This window comes from Microbulbifer sp. MCCC 1A16149 (assembly GCF_050368945.1).
In the GTDB taxonomy this organism is placed as follows: Bacteria; Pseudomonadota; Gammaproteobacteria; order Pseudomonadales; family Cellvibrionaceae; genus Microbulbifer.
In genome coordinates, this window is record NZ_CP185959.1 from 1,667,134 (window position 1) to 1,684,547 (window position 17,414).

Annotated in this window: 12 protein-coding genes; 6 read left to right on the forward strand and 6 right to left on the reverse strand. The window is 57.7% G+C overall.

Annotated elements, in window-relative coordinates; all coding sequences use genetic code 11:
* The first annotated feature begins 32 nt into the window (after positions 1-32).
* Positions 33-1,202, forward strand: coding sequence for an aromatic ring-hydroxylating oxygenase subunit alpha (locus ACONT6_RS07105; protein ID WP_181253367.1), 1,170 nt, complete (start codon positions 33-35; stop codon positions 1,200-1,202).
* Between the two features lie 124 nt (positions 1,203-1,326).
* Here ACONT6_RS07105 and ACONT6_RS07110 read toward each other — a convergent pair whose 3' ends face one another.
* The 5 genes from ACONT6_RS07110 to ACONT6_RS07130 all read right to left on the reverse strand — a co-directional run bounded on the left by ACONT6_RS07110 (position 1,327) and on the right by ACONT6_RS07130 (position 8,609).
* Complete coding sequence (locus ACONT6_RS07110; RefSeq protein WP_428821039.1) at positions 1,327-2,781, reverse strand: sodium/proline symporter; 1,455 nt, start codon at positions 2,779-2,781, stop codon at positions 1,327-1,329.
* A gap of 167 nt (positions 2,782-2,948) precedes the next feature.
* Positions 2,949-3,596 (reverse strand): SOS response-associated peptidase family protein, encoded by a 648-nt coding sequence (locus ACONT6_RS07115; protein ID WP_428821040.1) that lies wholly within the window; start codon positions 3,594-3,596, stop codon positions 2,949-2,951.
* A 1,029-nt stretch (positions 3,597-4,625) separates the two neighbouring features.
* Positions 4,626-6,770: a M4 family metallopeptidase gene (locus ACONT6_RS07120; RefSeq protein ID WP_428821041.1), complete on the reverse strand. Its 2,145-nt coding sequence runs from the start codon at positions 6,768-6,770 to the stop codon at positions 4,626-4,628.
* Positions 6,771-7,222: 452 nt separating this feature from the next.
* Positions 7,223-7,705, reverse strand: a complete 483-nt coding sequence (locus tag ACONT6_RS07125; RefSeq protein ID WP_428821042.1) for a GNAT family N-acetyltransferase — start codon at positions 7,703-7,705, stop codon at positions 7,223-7,225.
* A gap of 34 nt (positions 7,706-7,739) precedes the next feature.
* The gene (locus ACONT6_RS07130; protein WP_181253363.1) at positions 7,740-8,609 is read right to left on the reverse strand and encodes a LysR family transcriptional regulator; all 870 of its coding nucleotides are present in this window, start codon (positions 8,607-8,609) and stop codon (positions 7,740-7,742) included.
* A 93-nt stretch (positions 8,610-8,702) separates the two neighbouring features.
* Here ACONT6_RS07130 and glyA point away from each other — a divergent pair, with 93 nt between their 5' ends.
* Genes glyA through gcvP form a run of 5 tightly spaced genes read left to right on the forward strand, consistent with a single transcriptional unit; the run spans position 8,703 to position 15,849 of the window.
* On the forward strand, positions 8,703-9,983 hold the full coding sequence (glyA, locus tag ACONT6_RS07135; RefSeq protein ID WP_428821043.1) for a serine hydroxymethyltransferase: 1,281 nt from the start codon (positions 8,703-8,705) through the stop codon (positions 9,981-9,983).
* Positions 9,984-9,985: 2 nt separating this feature from the next.
* Positions 9,986-11,386 carry an L-serine ammonia-lyase gene (locus tag ACONT6_RS07140; protein ID WP_428821044.1) on the forward strand — a complete coding sequence of 467 codons (1,401 nt, stop codon included), beginning with the start codon at positions 9,986-9,988 and terminating at the stop codon, positions 11,384-11,386.
* Between the two features lie 13 nt (positions 11,387-11,399).
* Positions 11,400-12,515 carry a glycine cleavage system aminomethyltransferase GcvT gene (gcvT, locus tag ACONT6_RS07145; protein WP_428821045.1) on the forward strand — a complete coding sequence of 372 codons (1,116 nt, stop codon included), beginning with the start codon at positions 11,400-11,402 and terminating at the stop codon, positions 12,513-12,515.
* 40 nt (positions 12,516-12,555) lie between these two features.
* Entirely contained in the window at positions 12,556-12,930 is a 375-nt protein-coding gene (gcvH, locus tag ACONT6_RS07150) for a glycine cleavage system protein GcvH (protein WP_181253359.1), read from the forward strand.
* Between the two features lie 24 nt (positions 12,931-12,954).
* Entirely contained in the window at positions 12,955-15,849 is a 2,895-nt protein-coding gene (gene gcvP, locus ACONT6_RS07155) for an aminomethyl-transferring glycine dehydrogenase (protein WP_428821046.1), read from the forward strand.
* A 56-nt stretch (positions 15,850-15,905) separates the two neighbouring features.
* On the opposite strand, the gene ppnN is transcribed toward gcvP, so the two are convergent.
* Positions 15,906-17,279: a nucleotide 5'-monophosphate nucleosidase PpnN gene (gene ppnN, locus ACONT6_RS07160; protein ID WP_428821047.1), complete on the reverse strand. Its 1,374-nt coding sequence runs from the start codon at positions 17,277-17,279 to the stop codon at positions 15,906-15,908.
* Positions 17,280-17,414 lie beyond the last annotated feature (135 nt).

The following is a 17,414-nucleotide window of genomic DNA, read 5'->3' on the forward strand; positions in this document are numbered from 1 at the left end:
GATTAGATCAATAACGCACTGAGGTGGTAATCATGCTGACTAACCTTTGGTATGTAGCAGAGTGGTCCAAGGCGGTAAAAGACAAGCCCGTTCGGGTGAAAATGCTGGGACAGAATTTCGTTCTGTTTCGCGACAAAAGCGGCAAGGTGAACTGCCTGAGTGATGTGTGTATTCACCGGGGTGGCGCACTGTCCAAAGGCTGGACCACCGAACGCGATTGTGTGGCCTGTCCTTATCACGGTTGGGAATTTGACGCGGAAGGTAAGGTAAAGTTCATCCCTTCGCGGGGTGAGGATGCGCCGATCCCAGAGCGCGCGCGTATTGACGCTTATCCCACGGAAGAGCGTTACGGCATGATCTGGGTATTCCTTGGTGACCTCCCGGAAGAAGAGCGCTACCCGATTCCCGAGTTCCCTGAGTACGAAGACAAGGCCAACTGGCGCCCGGTTGAAGTCGAATACAACTGGAAGGGTTCGGTTGATCGGGTGGTCGAAAACGGTATCGATATCGCGCATACCTCCTTCGTGCATCCCGGCTTCGGCTACAAGGAAATGGCCGATAAAAACAAGATTCTGAAGGTGGATCGGGGTGAGTACTGGGGCTCTTCTGACAACGTGCTTTATCCGCCGCAGCTGCAGGGTAATTTCGGGCTGATGAAGTTCTTCCGTCGCGACAAGGAAGCGACGTATGTGACGCCGTCTTTCTATCTGCCGGGACACTGTGTGCGCCTGCATATCAAAGTGAACTCCTGGATGGAGATGATCATCTTTGACGCCAATACACCGGTAGATGAAAACACCACTCGCTCGTTTGCGGTACAGGTGCGGAACTTCTTCAAGTGGTCGATATTTGATAAGGGTGCGAAGAAGCGCACCAGCAAGGTCTTTGGGGAAGACGGCGAGATTGTTGCGGAACTTTCCCCCAACTACCTGCCCGAGTCCCTCGAGAACGAGGTGTCTGTGGAGCAGGACAAGTTTATGGGCGCCTGGCGTATGATCCGCAGGAAGCATATCGAAGAGAAAGGCTGGAAGATCGATACCAAAGCCATGCGGCCTTTCGAAGGTGAAAAGGTGTTTACCATTCCTTCTCCGGCGCGTCGAACCAATCCCCATTTCAAATGGGCACTGGATACGGTGCCATTGGTGGCGCCGACCCGACGTCCGGTGAATGTACAGGTGGAGCCTGAGCCGGAGACTACCTGATCGTTTTGCAGTGGACCTGAAAAAGGTCCAAAGATGATGAAATAAAAAGCCGCGCTTTATGCGCGGCTTTTTATTTGACTTCCTGCTGTCCAACCAGTGCCCGGTGGAGACCTTTATGGTTGTTTTACCTGGCGGGGTCCGAGGTGGTACGGGTGCGGAGTCTGCTGAGAAAGCGCTGGAATAACATGGGTGCAAGCAAAACTGCCATCGCAGCGGAGAAGGGGACGAGCCTCTCAGCCCAGTCACCAGGGGTGTTGGGGCGCAGGTAAAAGGCCACTGCGAGCACAAACCCGGTAATCATGGAGCGTGTGACATCTTTCGGGTAAATCGGTATGCCCGAGAGCCGTGCAAGAATCGTCGGCGCAAACGCAGATCCGATGGCAATCCACGCAAACAGCACGCGTTCGAATATCGTCGCCGGTAAAAACATGGCCACCAGCACTGCCAGTGTTGCAACGGCGACCATAGACACGCGCGACAGCAACAGCTCCCGGCCCGGCAGTAACCGCTGGAACTGCAGGTCATTGGAGATGGTGGCGGCAACCACGAGAAGCATGCTATCGGCAGTAGACATAATGGCGGACAGAACCGCGGCCAGCAGGATCGCGCCGATAAATGGAGGGAGCAACTGGCTGGAAAGCTCGAAGAATAAAGCCTCTGGATCTACCAGGTCCGGTAACAGAACTTTACCCATGAGGCCAAGGGCGAACATGCTGAGGAACATCAGCGATATCCAGCCAATCGCCAGTACCTGCGCAGTTTTAAGCGCGCGCTGATCCCGCAGCGCCATAAAGCGGTTCAGCAGGTGTGGTTGGCCGAGCGTGCCGATCCCCACCGCCAGATTGCCAGCGATGAAACCTGCGGCGGCAAGCCCTGCGTTCTCTCCCGTGAGTGTCAGAGACTGGTCAGTGAAAATGCCGGAACCCTTTATCGACTCCCAGCCGCCAAGATAGATAAACGCCGTACCCGGCAGCAGAATGGCGGCGATCAGCATCAATCCACCCTGCAATGTGTCCGTTATGCTGGCGGCCCAGAAGCCGCCGAGAAAGGTATATATGGTAATGATGGCTGCACCTGCAATCAGGCTTTCTGCCAGTGGCAGTCCGAACACGCTCGCAAAGGTGGTTGCTGAGCCCTGGAATTGTGCTGCGATGTAGAAAATGAATGAGAGCAGGATGATTGCAGACGCAATTTTGGCGACCTGTGCTGAATTCTCTGTTGAAGCTTGTTCGGGGTTCTCAGCAAGAAATTCCGTGAGGGTAATCTGGTTCCTGGCGCGGGTATATTGCATCAGTCGCGGGGCGATCCAGATCCAGGCGACAGCGCAGCCCAAAATTGCCCCCGCGGCTATCCAGATGGCGGGTAGGCCCAGCATGTAGGTAACACCGCTCATCCCGAGTAGCGTCCACGCAGAGGCACTGCTGGCGCCGTAGCTGATGGCCGCCACTACCGGTCCCAGATTTCGCCCACCGAGAAAATAGTCTTCGGTATCCCTGGTGCGTCTTTGGCTCCAGAAGCCGATGAATATCAGAATGATCTTGTAGATGATCAGGGTATATACAGCAACGGAAACGTCCATGGGGATTCCCCACTTGTATAGCGTGAGAGAGGGTTGAGTCAGAAAGGTATAAAAAATCTATAGATATAACAATAGATTTATTGTGGCGGGATCGTTTGCAGAGTAGGCGCGGTAACGTAGTGACTGAGGCCGAGGCGGATATCGTCCCAAGCTGTGTACCAGCGGTTTCAAACCTGCAGTCGGGGACCGGTGTATTCCGTCGCGGTCGCGCGCGTGACGGGCTGAACGTAAAGCGGGGCGCCGCCCGCCGTGGTATCCGGGCGCAAATAGGGTTCGAATGGATGGGTGTCCTCATCCGGCCCCAGCCACCGCGCAATAAATTCTTCGTTATCAGGCGCGATCATCGGGAAGCTCTTTTCGTGGTACCTGGCGGTATCCGGATGCGCATCCAGGGTGATGATGCTGCAGCTCAGGGTCTCGCCCCAGGTTTTATACAGCCCGCAGAAAAAGAACGGTTTGTGATCGCCAAAGGTGAATTCAACGGGGTTTTTACCATGCTGGCTTTCTACCCAGGCGGTGGCGGGAATCAGGCAGCGGGATTTTCGGTATTCCGGGCGCTGCCCCAGTTTTTTCCAGTTGCTGTTAATGGACCAGTATTTCTTGTGGGGTTTCCAGCCATCGCCATCGCGCTGCAGATAGAGGTGCCAGATGGCGTTCTCCACCGCGGGTTCTCCGTGGCGAGCGGTGACGATACTGATTTTGGAAGTAGGGCGCCGCCGGCGGCCGAATAGCATCTGCTGCGGGTGGTGGATGCCGTGCTCTTCAATAAATCGCTCCAGGCCGGCATCGTCATCTGCATCAAATAGGCTACACATGCGTCGATATCTGAATACTTGGTGGATTTACAGCTTAATTGCTTTCAGGGCTATTTGCATATTACTGATAGACCTAAGGTGCCGATTGGGTGGGCGCAGCACCGGTCGGAGCGGTTGCTGAATGGCTGTGGGCATGAGTATGAATGATCGGCCAGTCACGTTTTTGATAACTCCTGGTGATCTGCATAGAACGTAATGGGGCGGAAAGCGGAGGATATCCGGGATGTTCATAGGATCAGGCAAGGATTTTTAAGCTTTCAGATATCGTTGAAATTGCCATGAGCGCAGAATTCACTGGCCGGAAAGAAGTGAATTGGCTTTAAAGCGGAGCCACCAGCAATCTTTCGTGAGAGCAAAAGAGCGGAGGTCTGGAAATGAAAATGTTTAACGCGAAAGTCAAATGGGTAATCGGCGGGCCTGCCGACGCTCTGCGTTCCGCGGTTATTGAGCTGGGGCTGATGCGCGCACGTCGCATGCGGGCGGAAAGCGGGCAGGGATGCCGATCGTCGATACCGAGAGGTGCTGAGAATGTGTAAGCGCGTGTTGATCGCCACTTTGATGATGTTCGTTACCGCATTGGCCTTTACCGGACCGGCGGTATCCGAGCAGGACTTCCTGACAGAATTGCACAGCAGTCAGCTGTAACTCGTCGGGCTTCTACCCCGACCATCCCCTTGGGCCCTGAATCCTTTTCGTTAGTGACCACCCCATACTCACGGAAATCAGGGCCTTTTTTTTATTTCTGTAGTGCGAAACCCTATAGCGTCTAGTCCGAAGCGGGGAGCAACATCTCAATATTCGGAATCCCGTGTTCTTCAATAAATCGTTCAATGCCGGCGTGGTCATCCAGGTCCCAGAGGCTGTACATGGGCTTCCCGTCTTTCTGATTCGTGTTGTTGTTAGCATGTTATCGAATCTAACCGATTGCAGGTTTGCGAGCGAATTGCCAGGCAGTAGGTCTGTCATTATTCCAAAAATTAAAAAAATGGCGGCCACAGGCCGCCATTTCAATTTGACTAGCGGTTAACCTTACGGACTGGCCTGTGCCTCGAGGGTTACGCCGGAATACGCACGATAGCCCCGGACACTGATATACCAGGTGCCTGCCTGAGGGTTGTTGAAGTTGCAGTTTTCACTGTTGCCCGAGGTGTAGGGGCGGCAGTCGTAGCTACTGGTGGTTGGTTGCGAGCCGAAACGGACGTAAAGGTCTGCATCTCCAGTCCCGCCAGACATCTGCACATCAAGCGCGGACATCCCAGACGCCACATTCAGGGTGAAGTGCTGCCAGGAACTCCGGTTGCCGGAGAGATTGTTCTCTACCCAACCATCGCCATCGTTACCGCCGCCGGTATCCTCGTCGTAGCTGCCTACCAGGCTGACTCCAGAGAAGCTGCTGTAGGCCCGGACCATGACGTAGTAAGTGCCGGCCTGCACATTGGAAATATTGCAGGTCTCACTGTTGCCGCCGATATAGGGGCGGCAATCGTAGCTGGCGGTGGTGGGTGCAGAGCCGTAGCGCACGTAAAGATCAGCATCTCCACTGCCACCAGAGATCTGGAAGCTCAGGTTGCTCGCGCCAGCCGGTACATCCAGTGTGTAGTGGATTTCCTCGCCGGTGCTGCCGGAAAGGCTGCTCTCGGTAACCCCGTTTTCCAGTTCGCCGCCACCGGGGTTGCCGCCACCGCCGCCACAGCTGGCAGTGGATACGCCGACGGTATCAAATGCAGATGAAACCGCGGCAGCATCGTAAGCGAGGTCGGCTGTCGCCGACATAACCCCGCAAGCCGCATCGACGTAGTTAGAGGTGGAATTCCAGTACATCTGGTTCGCCAGTACGAATATGTCGAATGCCTTGCGCGTATCCCAGCCACTGGTGTTGGCGATCAGATAGAAGGCGCGATTGAAGACCCCAGAGCTATGATGCACGTCCATACCGGAGTAGTAGTCGGAGGCGTGCCCGATAGAGCTTCCATCCAGAGTGGGGTCTTCCATATACCGCAGCGCGCCGTTGGCCTTGTAGATGTCGGCACCTACCAGCCAGTCGTTGCTGCCGCGCATGTAAAACTCCGCGGCCTCACCGGCCATATCGGAAAAGGCTTCGTTGATGCCGCCGGACTGGGCGGAGTACTGCAGACCGGAGTTCTGCTCGGTAAAGCCGTGGCTCACTTCGTGGGCAGATACATCCAGGCTGACCAGTGGGTGGAATGTACTGCCGCCATCCCCGAAGGTCATCTGGCTGCCGTCCCAGAATGCGTTTTCGTAATTGTTACTGTAGTGCACGCGCATCCGCAGTTTCTGGGTTAGCGGTGCGGTGTTATACCAGTCGCTGTACAGCCCGAAAACCACGCCGCCAAAGAAATGTGCATCGTTTAGCGGTGAGTAAGCACCATTAATGGTTTTGTAATCGTTGTACGGACAGGTAAATGAGAAAATACTACCGCCGCTGGTTCGGTTGTTCATGTCGACGGTTTCAACGTCGGGTGTATCCATACGGCAGCTGCTGTCTACCTGCATGGCGGGAAAGTCTGTGCCGTATTCGTAGCGCCCGGTTTTCTGGTTGCCGCCAGGGCCGGTGGCATCCTGATGGGCAAGCCCATCCCAGTGCTCAATGACTTCACCGGTCAGGGCGTCGATGAAATAGAAGGGGCGTGACGGCTCATCCCCGTATTCCACCCAGCTTACCAGGTACGCAAGGCGTGCATGGTTTTGGCTATCCACATGAATATACAACTGCTGCTTCTGGTTTTTGGCAGCGAGTTTCAGTGCCGGCATCGACAGTGCGCCGTTGATCTCTCCCTGTTGTGCACGCTGGTTAACCATATGGCCCATGGCACGCTGGATGGCGTTGGAAGCCTGGATGGATGGTTTAGTAGACGGCACGTCCAGGGTCAGGCCCATCAAGACATCACCGCTCACCTGTGCAGATATCCCCTGGCCGGCACTGGTAACGGTTTGCCCCCATACGGGAATTCCCTGATGTGTCTGGCGGTATCGTTTAACAACCTTTCCGTTCGGCAGAGTGCGGGAACGGATTTCCTCTAGTGCGATGTCGGTGCCACTAGTCGCTGCGAGTGCTTGAGGGGAAAGCATGTCCGGGGTGGCCGGAACGCGGTCCGCCGCATGGGCGCTGATCGCAAGTGCAAGTGTGCAACTTATTCCTAGAAAACGCGTCATTGCAAATTATTCCTTATTGTTCGGATTGCTTTTCGAAATTCGAATTCCTGAGGGGTCGCCTCTGCAGCGCGCACAATACGAATGCGCGGCAAGTACGCGCGCACTGCCATTCGATTTCAAAAAAATGGAAGGTAAGACTGCAGAAGACGAACTTGAGTACGGGATACGCGAAGTGGAAGCAGGCAGAGGGGACTGACTGCTTACTGGGGGGCACTCAACTTTCTCAAACCGAAGATGCCCGGGGTTACCGGACTGTCTGGATAGTACCCCTCGTACTCACATTTACAATCTAGTGGTGATAGCGAGGCTAAGATCTCGCAGTTTTTTAAACTGTATTGAGGAATTGGTCGCACAAACGAGCTGACTATCCCGCCTGAAATAGTCAGTTTGTACGCTTGTACTGGTGGCGTATGGCGTGAAGAACTACTTGTAGGTAGTACGTCCGTGTTAACTCATTTGAGCGCGGGGCGCAGCATCTCGACATGCGGGATCCCATCTTCGTCGTAGGTTTCTGAACATTGCTCAAACCCAAGCGCTTCATAAAACCGCTTTAAATAAAGTTGCGCCGAAATACGAATGCGCGCTTTCGGATATTCTTGCAGCGTATGTTCAATCCCCAGTCGCATCAGTTCTCTCCCAATGCCTGTGCCGCGCACGCTACTTCGCGTTAGCACCCGGCCGATGGAAGGCTCGGCATATTTTTTCCCTGGCATCACCACACGCAGGTAGGCGAGGAGGGTGGGGGTATCGGCATCACTGTCCCAGCAGGCGAGATGCCAGGCAACGGGATCTTTGCCGTCTACGTCCTGATAGGCACATTCCTGTTCTACGACGAAGACCTCCTGGCGCGCGCGCAGAATTTCGTACAGTTCGGTAGATGTCAGCTGGTCGAAAGGTGACCAGCGATAGTGGTGCTTGGGTGTGGGCTTTGGCATGGGAGTATTGTAGAGAGTATTGGTCGATTCTTGTCTAGCTCAGGCTAAGCCCACTCTGCAGGTGCTCCGCAAGACGCATCGCGGCCTCACTGGGGCGGCGGTTCTTGAAGTGGAGCCCAATGGAGATCTCCCCCAGTTTCGGCAGGGCGCGGGAGGGGCGGAGTATGCGCAGGGACTCGGGCACCGTGCTGCGGGTGAGGGCGGTGATCCCCAGTCCTGCCTCCAGTGCTGACTGGATACCGTTCAGGTCGGGAATGGTAAACACATTGCGCGAGGCGATACCCGCAGACTGCAGCACCGATTGCGCCCGCTTGCGATAGATACACCCCTCGGGAGCTAGTACCAGTGGCAGCGGCTTCAGCAGGTGCGCCGAGTGCTTGTGGCTGGCGACCCACACCAGGTCGTCGCGTATTACCAGCTGTCCCTCTGCGGCGTCCGGTTTTTCCTGCAGCGCCAGTATCAGGTCAAACGTATCCCTGTGTCCTTTGGCCAGCAGATTGCGGCTGAGGTCACTGGTGACTTCCAGGGATACCTCCGGGTAGCTCTGGGAAAACTGGCCGATAATGCGCGGCAGCAGCACCGAGGCGAATTCACTGGGAATCCCCAGGTGCAGTTTGCCGGTTACCGAGGCGCCGCTGAACTCGAATACCAGCTCGTCATTGAGGGCGAGTATCTTCTTCGCCTGGTCGTAGACCCGCAGGCCGCTCTCGGTCAGGTTCAGGGTGCGCCCCGAGCGCAGCAGCAGCTGTCTGCCCAGCCGTTCTTCCAACTCCTTGATCTGCCGACTGATCGCAGGCTGTGTGCGTGCGAGCAGTTCCCCTGCCTGACTGAAACCGCCGCAGTCCACCACAGTGACCAGGGTGCGCAGCCATTCGGTGGGGAGATTCTTGTGGGATAGCTGCATAAGAAAATCTTATAGATGGATCAGAAGTATAAATTTAACAGATTCTATCGGCGGGGCTAGCATCGCTCAATACATAAGAATCAGGAGAGAGCCATGGACCCCGTAGAGACCCACCTCAAAGCCGTCGACGGCGAAGTATTTGCCGCAATCGAAGCCGAGCGCGCGCGTCAGGAAGCGCATATCGAGCTGATCGCATCCGAGAATTACACCAGCCAGGCGGTGATGGCCGCACAGGGCTCGGTACTCACCAACAAGTACGCCGAGGGCTATCCGGCCAAGCGTTACTACGGCGGCTGCGAGCACGTCGATGTGGTAGAGCAGCTGGCGATCGATCGGGCCTGCGAGCTGTTCGGTGCCGAGTACGCCAACGTGCAGCCACACTCCGGTTCCCAGGCCAATGCCGCGGTTTATATGGCATTGCTGCAGCCGGGTGATACCTTCCTTGGCCTTTCCCTGGATCACGGTGGGCACCTGACCCATGGCGCAAAGCCCAATTTCTCCGGCCGCCTGTACAACGCGGTGCAGTACGGTCTCAATCCGGAGACCGGTGAAGTCGACTATGACGAAGTCGAGCGGCTGGCGCTGGAGCACAAGCCGAAGATGATCGTGGCGGGCTTCTCTGCCTATTCCCAGGTGATGGACTGGACCCGTTTCCGCGCTATCGCCGACAAGGTCGGTGCCTATCTGTTCGTGGATATGGCGCACGTGGCGGGCCTCGTGGCAGCGGGGCTGTACCCGAACCCGGTACCGGTGGCCGATGTGGTCACCACCACTACCCATAAAACCCTGCGCGGCCCCCGCGGCGGCCTGATTCTGGCCCGCGATCCGGAGGGGCTGGGCAAGAAATTCAACTCGCTGATCTTCCCCGGTATCCAGGGCGGCCCGCTGATGCACGTGATCGCCGCCAAGGCGGTGGCCTTCAAGGAGGCGCTGGCACCGGAGTTCGTGGCGTACCAACAGCGCGTGATTGATAACGCAAAGGCCATGGCAGCGGTATTTATCGGGCGTGGTTTTGACATCGTGTCCGGCGGTACCGAAAACCACCTGCTGCTGATCGATTTGAGCAAGCGCGGTGTGACCGGCAAGGCCGCGGATGCGGCGCTGGGTGCGGCCCATATCACCGTCAACAAAAACACGGTACCCAATGATCCGCAGTCGCCATTCGTTACCAGCGGTGTACGTATCGGCACCCCGGCGATTACCGCGCGCGGTATGGGCACCGCAGAAGCAGAGCAGTTGGCCAGCTGGATGTGCGACATTCTCGAGAAGCTCGAACAGCCGGAAGCCCTGCCGGAAGTACAGGCGCGGGTGCGTGCTGACATTGAAGCACTGTGCATGCGCTTTCCGGTCTACCCGGCGCACGGAGCGGACTGAATATGTCGCTCAGTGTTTTTGACCTGTTCAAGATTGGTATCGGCCCGTCCAGCTCCCATACGGTGGGGCCGATGAAGGCTGCGGGCCTGTTTCTGCAATTGCTCCGCGACAGGGGCAGCTTCGCGGATGTAACGCGGGTGACCGCGCATATGTTCGGCTCTCTCGGCGCTACCGGCGTTGGTCACGGTACTACCAAAGCGGTGATGCTGGGGCTGGAAGGCGAACAGCCGGAGCTGGTGGATACCAATACCGTCGATGAACGTGTTGCTGCGATAGAGCAATGCTGCAGCCTGAATCTGGACGGCGAGCGGGTAATCGCCTTTGACCCGCAGCAGGACCTATTGCTGATCGGCGAGGAAGAGCTGCCACTGCACGCCAATGGCATGCGCTTTACCGCACTGGATGCGCACGAGCGGGTTCTGGTGGAGGAGGTCTACTACTCCATCGGTGGTGGCTTCGTGGTGACGGAAGCCGAGGCGCAATCGGAAAATGCGCTGGAGCAGGCGCTGGCGGTACCTTACGAATTCGATACCGCGGAAGAGTTGCTGGCGATTTGTGCGCGGGAAAACCTCAAGATCAGCGACGTGATGCTGGCCAATGAGGCTGCCTGGCGCAGCGAAGAGGAAACCCGTGCGGGCCTGATGAAAATCTGGCAGGTGATGCAGGACTGCGTGACCAACGGTATGCACAACGAGGGCATTCTGCCCGGTGGCCTCAAGGTAAAACGCCGCGCGGCCAACCTCTACCAGCAGCTGCGCAGCCGCCCGGAAGCCTGTCTGTCCGATCCCTTGTCGGCACTGGACTGGGTAATCCTGTATGCACTGGCGGTGAACGAGGAAAACGCCGCGGGCGGTCGTATCGTCACTGCACCCACCAATGGTGCCGCCGGCATTATTCCTGCGGTGCTGCATTACTTTATGCGTTTCTCCAGAAGTCCCACCGAGGAAGATGTTATCCGCTTCCTGCTCACCGCGGCCGCGGTGGGCATTCTGTTTAAGAAAAATGCCTCCATCAGCGGCGCCGAAGTGGGCTGCCAGGGCGAGGTCGGCTCCGCCTGTTCCATGGCTGCGGCCGGGCTGGCAGAGGTGCTGGACGGTACCCCGCAACAGGTGGAAAACGCAGCGGAAATCGCCATGGAGCACAACCTGGGCCTCACTTGCGATCCGGTGGGCGGCCTGGTGCAGGTGCCCTGTATCGAGCGCAACGCCATGGCTTCGGTAAAGGCGATCAGCGCTGCGCGCATGGCCCTGCGCGGTGATGGCGAACACTTTATCTCCCTCGACAAAGTCATTCGCACCATGCGCGACACCGGTCGCGACATGCAGGACAAATACAAAGAAACCGCGCGCGGTGGCCTGGCGGTGAACGCCATCGATCTGCCCGTCAGCGTTATCGAATGCTAAGGACTAGAAAACCATGAATAACGAAGTACGCAAGACCCCCTTGTACGACCTGCACAAGGAACTTGGCGGCAAGATGGTGCCGTTTGCCGGCTACGCCATGCCGGTTCAATACCGCGCCGGTATCGTCCAGGAGCATCTGCACACCCGCGAAGCGGTCGGTGTATTCGATGTTTCCCATATGGGCCAGCTGGTGGTCAGCGGTAGCGATGCGGCGAGCGCGCTGGAAAAGCTATTGCCTATCGACGTGCAGACCCTTGAGATCAACCAGCAGTGTTACGCCGTGATGACTTCGGAAACGGGCGGGATCCTCGATGACCTGATTATTACCCGCTGGGGTGATGATGAATTTTTCCTGGTGGTGAATGCAGCCACCGCGGCAGCAGATATCGCACACCTGCAGCAACACCTGCGCGGCTGTGATATCCGCGTGCTCGGCCAGCAGGCACTGCTCGCCGTTCAGGGCCCCATGGCCGGTGAACTGATCGGCGCGCTGGCACCGGCAACCCGCGCGCTGACGTTTATGCACGGTGCGCGCGTCGAGCTGTTTGGCGAAGACTGTTATGTGACGCGCTCCGGGTACACCGGCGAAGACGGCTTTGAAATTTCCGTTGCTGCCAGTGCCGTGGAAAAGATTGCCCGCAAACTGCTGGAAGACGGCCGCGTGCAGATGATTGGTCTCGGTGCCCGCGACACCCTGCGCCTGGAAGCCGGATTGTGTCTGTACGGCAATGATATGGACAGCGACAAAACGCCGGTAGAAGCGAGCCTGCTGTGGAGCATCGCCAAGTCCCGCCGCGCCGACGGCGCAAAGGCCGGTGGCTTCCTCGGGGCAGAGGTCGTAATTGGGCAGATTGCCGACGGCGTTGCGCACAAGCGCGTGGGCTTCTCGGTACAGGGCAAGATCCCGGTACGCGCCGGTGCCGACATTATCGACGAGGCCGGCAATGTCGTGGGCAAGGTCACTAGTGGCGGATACGGGCCCACCCTGGGTGCTGCTGTCGGCATGGGCTATGTGGATCGCGGCTACGAGAAAGTCGGCACCGACCTGCAGGCCCTGGTACGCGGCAAGACGGTACCGATCGTCGTGACCAAGACACCTTTCGTACCCCAGCGCTATTACCGCGGTTGAGCGGCTGCAACATCAAATTTGAATTTCAGGGAAAAAGAACATGAGCAACGTGAAATACACCGAAAGCCACGAGTGGTTCTCCGTCGACGGCGATGAAGTCACCGTAGGCATTACCGATTTTGCCCAGTCACAGCTGGGTGATGTGGTTTTTGTGGAGCTGCCGGAGGAGGGCGCCGAGCTGGCGGCCGGTGATGAGGTCGCGGTGATCGAATCGGTAAAAGCCGCAGGTGATATATCCCTGCCATTCGCCGCTACCGTGGTCGCGATCAACGGCGCACTGCCGGACGATCCGGAGCTGGTCAACAGCGATCCCATGGGTGAGGGCTGGTTTATGCGTGTGCGCCCGCAAAACCCCGCGGACCTGGACCAGCTGCTGAGTGCGGATGCCTATACCGCATTGATCGACGGCGAGTAATTTCCCGGAGCGGAGGAGACCCAAATGTTGCAAGCCAAGCAAACCCTGCGCGACCTGGAGCGTCGCGATGAATTTACCCATCGCCATATCGGCCCTGCGGACGGCGGTCTTGCGCACATGCTGAAGACGCTGGGGCACGACCGCCTCGAGGCGTTTATCGATGAGGTGGTGCCCGGCGGTATCCGTATGTCGGACGCCCTGGCGCTCGAAGAGGGCATGCCCGAGCACGAGGCGCTTACAGAGTTGCGTGCACTGGCAAGTGACAACAAGCCGTTCCGCTCCTTTATCGGCCAGGGCTATTACGGGACCCGCACGCCCAATGTCGTGCTGCGTAATATTCTCGAGAATCCCGCCTGGTACACAGCCTATACGCCTTACCAGCCGGAGATTTCCCAGGGCCGGTTGGAGGCGCTGTTCAACTTCCAGACCATGGTCAGTGATCTCACCGGTATGGACCTGGCGAATGCCTCGATGCTGGATGAAGCCACTGCCGCGGCCGAGGCCATGACCCTGTGCCAGCGTATGTCGAAATCCAGGGCGCAGGCATTCTTTGTGGATCGTGATTGCCTGCCGCAGACTATCGAAGTGCTGCAGACCCGCGCGGAGCCGCTGGGTATTGAGGTAATCGTCGGTGACCCCACCACAGAGCTGGATGCGAGTTCCGTGTTTGGTGTGCTGTTGCAGTACCCCGGTGCCAGTGGCGCAGTGCGAGATTACCGCGCGGTGATCGACACGGTACACGAGCAGCGCGGCCTGGCGGTGATGGCGGCAGATATCCTGAGCCTGGTGTTGCTCACCTCGCCGGGCGAGCTGGGTGCGGATGTCGCTGTCGGTTCCACCCAGCGTTTCGGTGTTCCCATGGGCTTTGGTGGCCCGCATGCGGCGTACATGGCGACACGCGCCTCCTACAAGCGTTCGCTACCGGGTCGTTTGGTCGGGCAGTCCATCGATGCCAATGGCAAACCGGCATACCGCCTTGCCCTGCAGACCCGTGAACAGCATATCCGCCGTGAAAAGGCCACTTCCAATATCTGTACCGCGCAGGTTCTGCTGGCGGTAATGGCTTCCATGTATGCGGTGTATCACGGTCCCCAGGGGCTGCGTACTATTGCCGCCCGGGTGCATTACCTGACCAGCGTGCTGGCGCTGGGATTGCAGGAGCTCGGATTCGAGCTGGATAACGATACCTGGTTTGACACCCTTACTGTGCGTGTTCAAGGCGGCAGTGCAAAGGTGCACGAAGCAGCGAAGAGCCGGGGGCTCAACCTGCGGAATATCGACGGCGAGTACGTGGGGATTTCCCTGGACGAAACCGCAACCCGCGAAGATGTGGAAGCGCTGTGGTCGCTGTTTGATGCGGATAACCGCTTAAGCTTCGACGCCATCGAGGCCCGCGAAGCACCGGTGCTGCCCGGCAACCTGCTGCGCAGCGGTTCGCTGCTCAGTCATGAGGTGTTCAACCGCTACCATTCCGAAACCGAAATGCTGCGCTACCTGCGCACCCTGGCGGATCGGGATATCGCCCTGGATCGCTCGATGATCCCGCTGGGCTCCTGCACCATGAAGTTGAATGCCACCGCAGAAATGCTGCCGGTAACCTGGCCTGAATTTGCCAATGTGCATCCGCTGGCGCCCGCAGAGCAGGTGCATGGTTACAGCGCGATGATCGATAGCCTGGAGTCCATGCTGTGTGAGATCACCGGCTACGATGCCATTTCCCTGCAACCCAATGCGGGCTCCCAGGGCGAGTACGCGGGGCTGCTGGCGATCCGCGCCTATCACGCCAGCCGCGGCGAAGCGGAGCGCGATGTCTGTCTGATACCCAGCTCTGCCCACGGCACCAATCCGGCCTCCGCGCAAATGTGTGGTATGCGCGTGGTGGTGGTGAAGTGTGACGAAAACGGCAATGTCAGCCTGGAAGATCTGCGCGCGAAAGCGAGTGAACACGCCGCGCGACTGGCTGCGATCATGGTTACCTATCCGTCCACTCACGGCGTGTTCGAGGAAGGCATCAGTGAGATCGCCGAGATCGTACATAGCCATGGCGGTCAGGTGTATATCGACGGCGCTAACCTCAATGCCATGGTGGGCCTGTGCCAGCCGGGCAAGTTTGGGGGGGATGTTTCCCACCTGAACCTGCACAAAACCTTCTGTATTCCCCATGGCGGTGGTGGTCCGGGTGTGGGGCCGGTGGCGGTTGGGGCGCATCTGGCGGAATTCCTGCCGGGCGCGGTATCTGCCAGCAGCAAGGGCATGGCCCAGGCCGGTCGCAACGGCGCGCCGGTTTCCGCAGCCACTGCAGGTAGTGCGAGTATCCTGCCGATTACCTGGATGTATATCCGCATGATGGGGCGCGATGGATTGCGCAAGGCTACCGAGCTGGCGATCGTGAACGCGAACTATATCGCCGCGCGCCTGCAGGACAGCTATCCGATTCTGTATCGCGGTGCCAATGGCCGCGTGGCCCACGAGTGCATCGTGGACCTGCGACCGCTGAAGGAAAGCAGTGGTATTTCCGTCGACGACGTGGCCAAGCGCCTGATCGACTACGGCTTCCACGCGCCCACCATGTCATTCCCGGTGTCGGGAACGCTGATGATTGAGCCTACGGAAAGTGAGTCGGTGGAAGAGCTGGACCGTTTTTGTGACGCGATGATCCAGATTCGCGAGGAGATTGCCAGGGTGGAGCGGGGCGAGTGGTCCCTACACAGTAATCCGCTGGTCAACGCACCGCACACTGCGGAAGTGTTGGCTGCGGAGTCCTGGGAGCATGCCTACAGCCGTGCGGAAGCGGTGTTTCCGCTGGAAAGCCTGCGCCAGAGAAAATACTGGCCACCGGTGGGACGGGTGGATAATGTCTACGGGGATAAAAACCTGGTGTGTTCTTGTCCGCCGATGGCGGACTATATGGAAGACTGAAAAAAAGCGCAGCCCTCGGGCTGCGCTTTTTTTACTTTTGTTTTTCCCGCGAGTGGTCAGTCGCGTGTAATCCGATAGCAGGGTACGTACTCCTTGCCTGGCAGTTTCATGCGGTGCTGTTTGGCAAAGGATTCCAGCAGGGTATCCATGCTGCGCATCAACTCCGGGTCCCCATACAGCTCGTAGGGACCGTTTTTCTCAACGTTGCGGATACCTTCGTCTTTCACATTGCCCGAGACAATGCCGGAAAAAGCCCTGCGTAAATTCGCAGCCAGCAGGTAGGGCTCCTGATTGGTGTGCAGGGCCAGGTTGCGCATGTTTTCGTGGGTGGGGGCAAAAGGCCTCTGGAACTCCGTGGAAACCTTCAACTGCCAGTTGAAGTAATACGCATCGCCCCCTTCCTTGCGGTATTGCCGCACAGCCTGGATACCTTTCGCCATTTGCCGGGCCACTTCCTCCGAGTCGTCGATGATGATCTGATACTTGGAGCGGGCCGCTTCCCCGAGGGTGGAGGCAATAAATTGGTCGATACGGATGAAATAGTCAGCGGCACTGGCCGGCCCCGTAAAAATAACCGGGAAGGGCTGGTTCCGGTTGTCCTCGTGCAGGAGTATGCCCAGTAGGTACAGGATTTCCTCGGCGGTACCGGCACCGCCGGGAAAAACGATGATGCCGTGGCCGGTACGTACAAACGCTTCCAGGCGTTTTTCGATATCCGGCATGATCACCAGTTCATTGACGATCGGGTTGGGTGCTTCTGCGGCAATGATACCGGGCTCGCTAATTCCCAGATACTGCCCGTGCCGGTAGCGTTGCTTGGCGTGGCCGATGGTGGCGCCTTTCATTGGTCCTTTCATGGCACCGGGACCGCAGCCGGTGCAGATATCCAGATGCCGTAACGCCAGCTGGTAACCCACGCGCTTGGTGTAGTCGTACTCCTCTTGAGAGATGGAGTGACCGCCCCAGCACACCACCAGTCTGGGGGTGCGGTCCCCATCAAAGGTGCCGGCATTGCGCAGGATATGGAAAACCGCATCGGTAACACCCTGCGCGGATACCAGGTCGTAGCGCGGGTCGCCGGTAATTTCGCTGTTGACGTATATGATGTCCCGCAGGACCGCAAACAGGTGCTCGGCGATTCCCTGGATCATCTTGCCATCGACGAACGCCGACGCGGGTGCGTTTTTTACTTCCAGTTTGACACTGCGCTCAGTGGGCACCACCGCAATATCAAAATCGGCGTACTTTTCCAGCAGTTCCTTGCCGTCATCCATGTAGTTTCCACAATTCAGAACGGCGAGGGAGCAGTTGCGGAAAATCTGATAGTGCGGGCCATGGCTGTGGCGGGTCAGTTTATGAATTTCGTATTTGGACAGAATGTCGAACTGTCCGGTGGGGGATACCTGTGCATCAACGAGATCTGTAGACATGCAAGCCTCAAGCGGCGCTGTAAGCTTCTACGGCGCAATCATTGCTGTACAGCTGTTATACCCAAATTATTGATTGCGCTTACTTTTACATTACGCCACTGGCGGGATTTTGCGCGTCAAGAAGGTGAAATTTGG

Coding starts and splice junctions, on each gene's coding strand:
- ACONT6_RS07125 (WP_428821042.1), bottom strand. CDS start 7,705: ATGCCAAAGCCCACACCCAAGCACCACTATCGCTGGTCACCTTTCGAC.
- glyA (WP_428821043.1), top strand. CDS start 8,703: ATGGACCCCGTAGAGACCCACCTCAAAGCCGTCGACGGCGAAGTATTT.
- ACONT6_RS07120 (WP_428821041.1), bottom strand. CDS start 6,770: ATGACGCGTTTTCTAGGAATAAGTTGCACACTTGCACTTGCGATCAGC.
- ACONT6_RS07105 (WP_181253367.1), top strand. CDS start 33: ATGCTGACTAACCTTTGGTATGTAGCAGAGTGGTCCAAGGCGGTAAAA.
- ACONT6_RS07130 (WP_181253363.1), bottom strand. CDS start 8,609: ATGCAGCTATCCCACAAGAATCTCCCCACCGAATGGCTGCGCACCCTG.
- ACONT6_RS07110 (WP_428821039.1), bottom strand. CDS start 2,781: ATGGACGTTTCCGTTGCTGTATATACCCTGATCATCTACAAGATCATT.
- gcvH (WP_181253359.1), top strand. CDS start 12,556: ATGAGCAACGTGAAATACACCGAAAGCCACGAGTGGTTCTCCGTCGAC.
- ppnN (WP_428821047.1), bottom strand. CDS start 17,279: ATGTCTACAGATCTCGTTGATGCACAGGTATCCCCCACCGGACAGTTC.
- gcvT (WP_428821045.1), top strand. CDS start 11,400: ATGAATAACGAAGTACGCAAGACCCCCTTGTACGACCTGCACAAGGAA.
- ACONT6_RS07115 (WP_428821040.1), bottom strand. CDS start 3,596: ATGTGTAGCCTATTTGATGCAGATGACGATGCCGGCCTGGAGCGATTT.
- ACONT6_RS07140 (WP_428821044.1), top strand. CDS start 9,986: ATGTCGCTCAGTGTTTTTGACCTGTTCAAGATTGGTATCGGCCCGTCC.
- gcvP (WP_428821046.1), top strand. CDS start 12,955: ATGTTGCAAGCCAAGCAAACCCTGCGCGACCTGGAGCGTCGCGATGAA.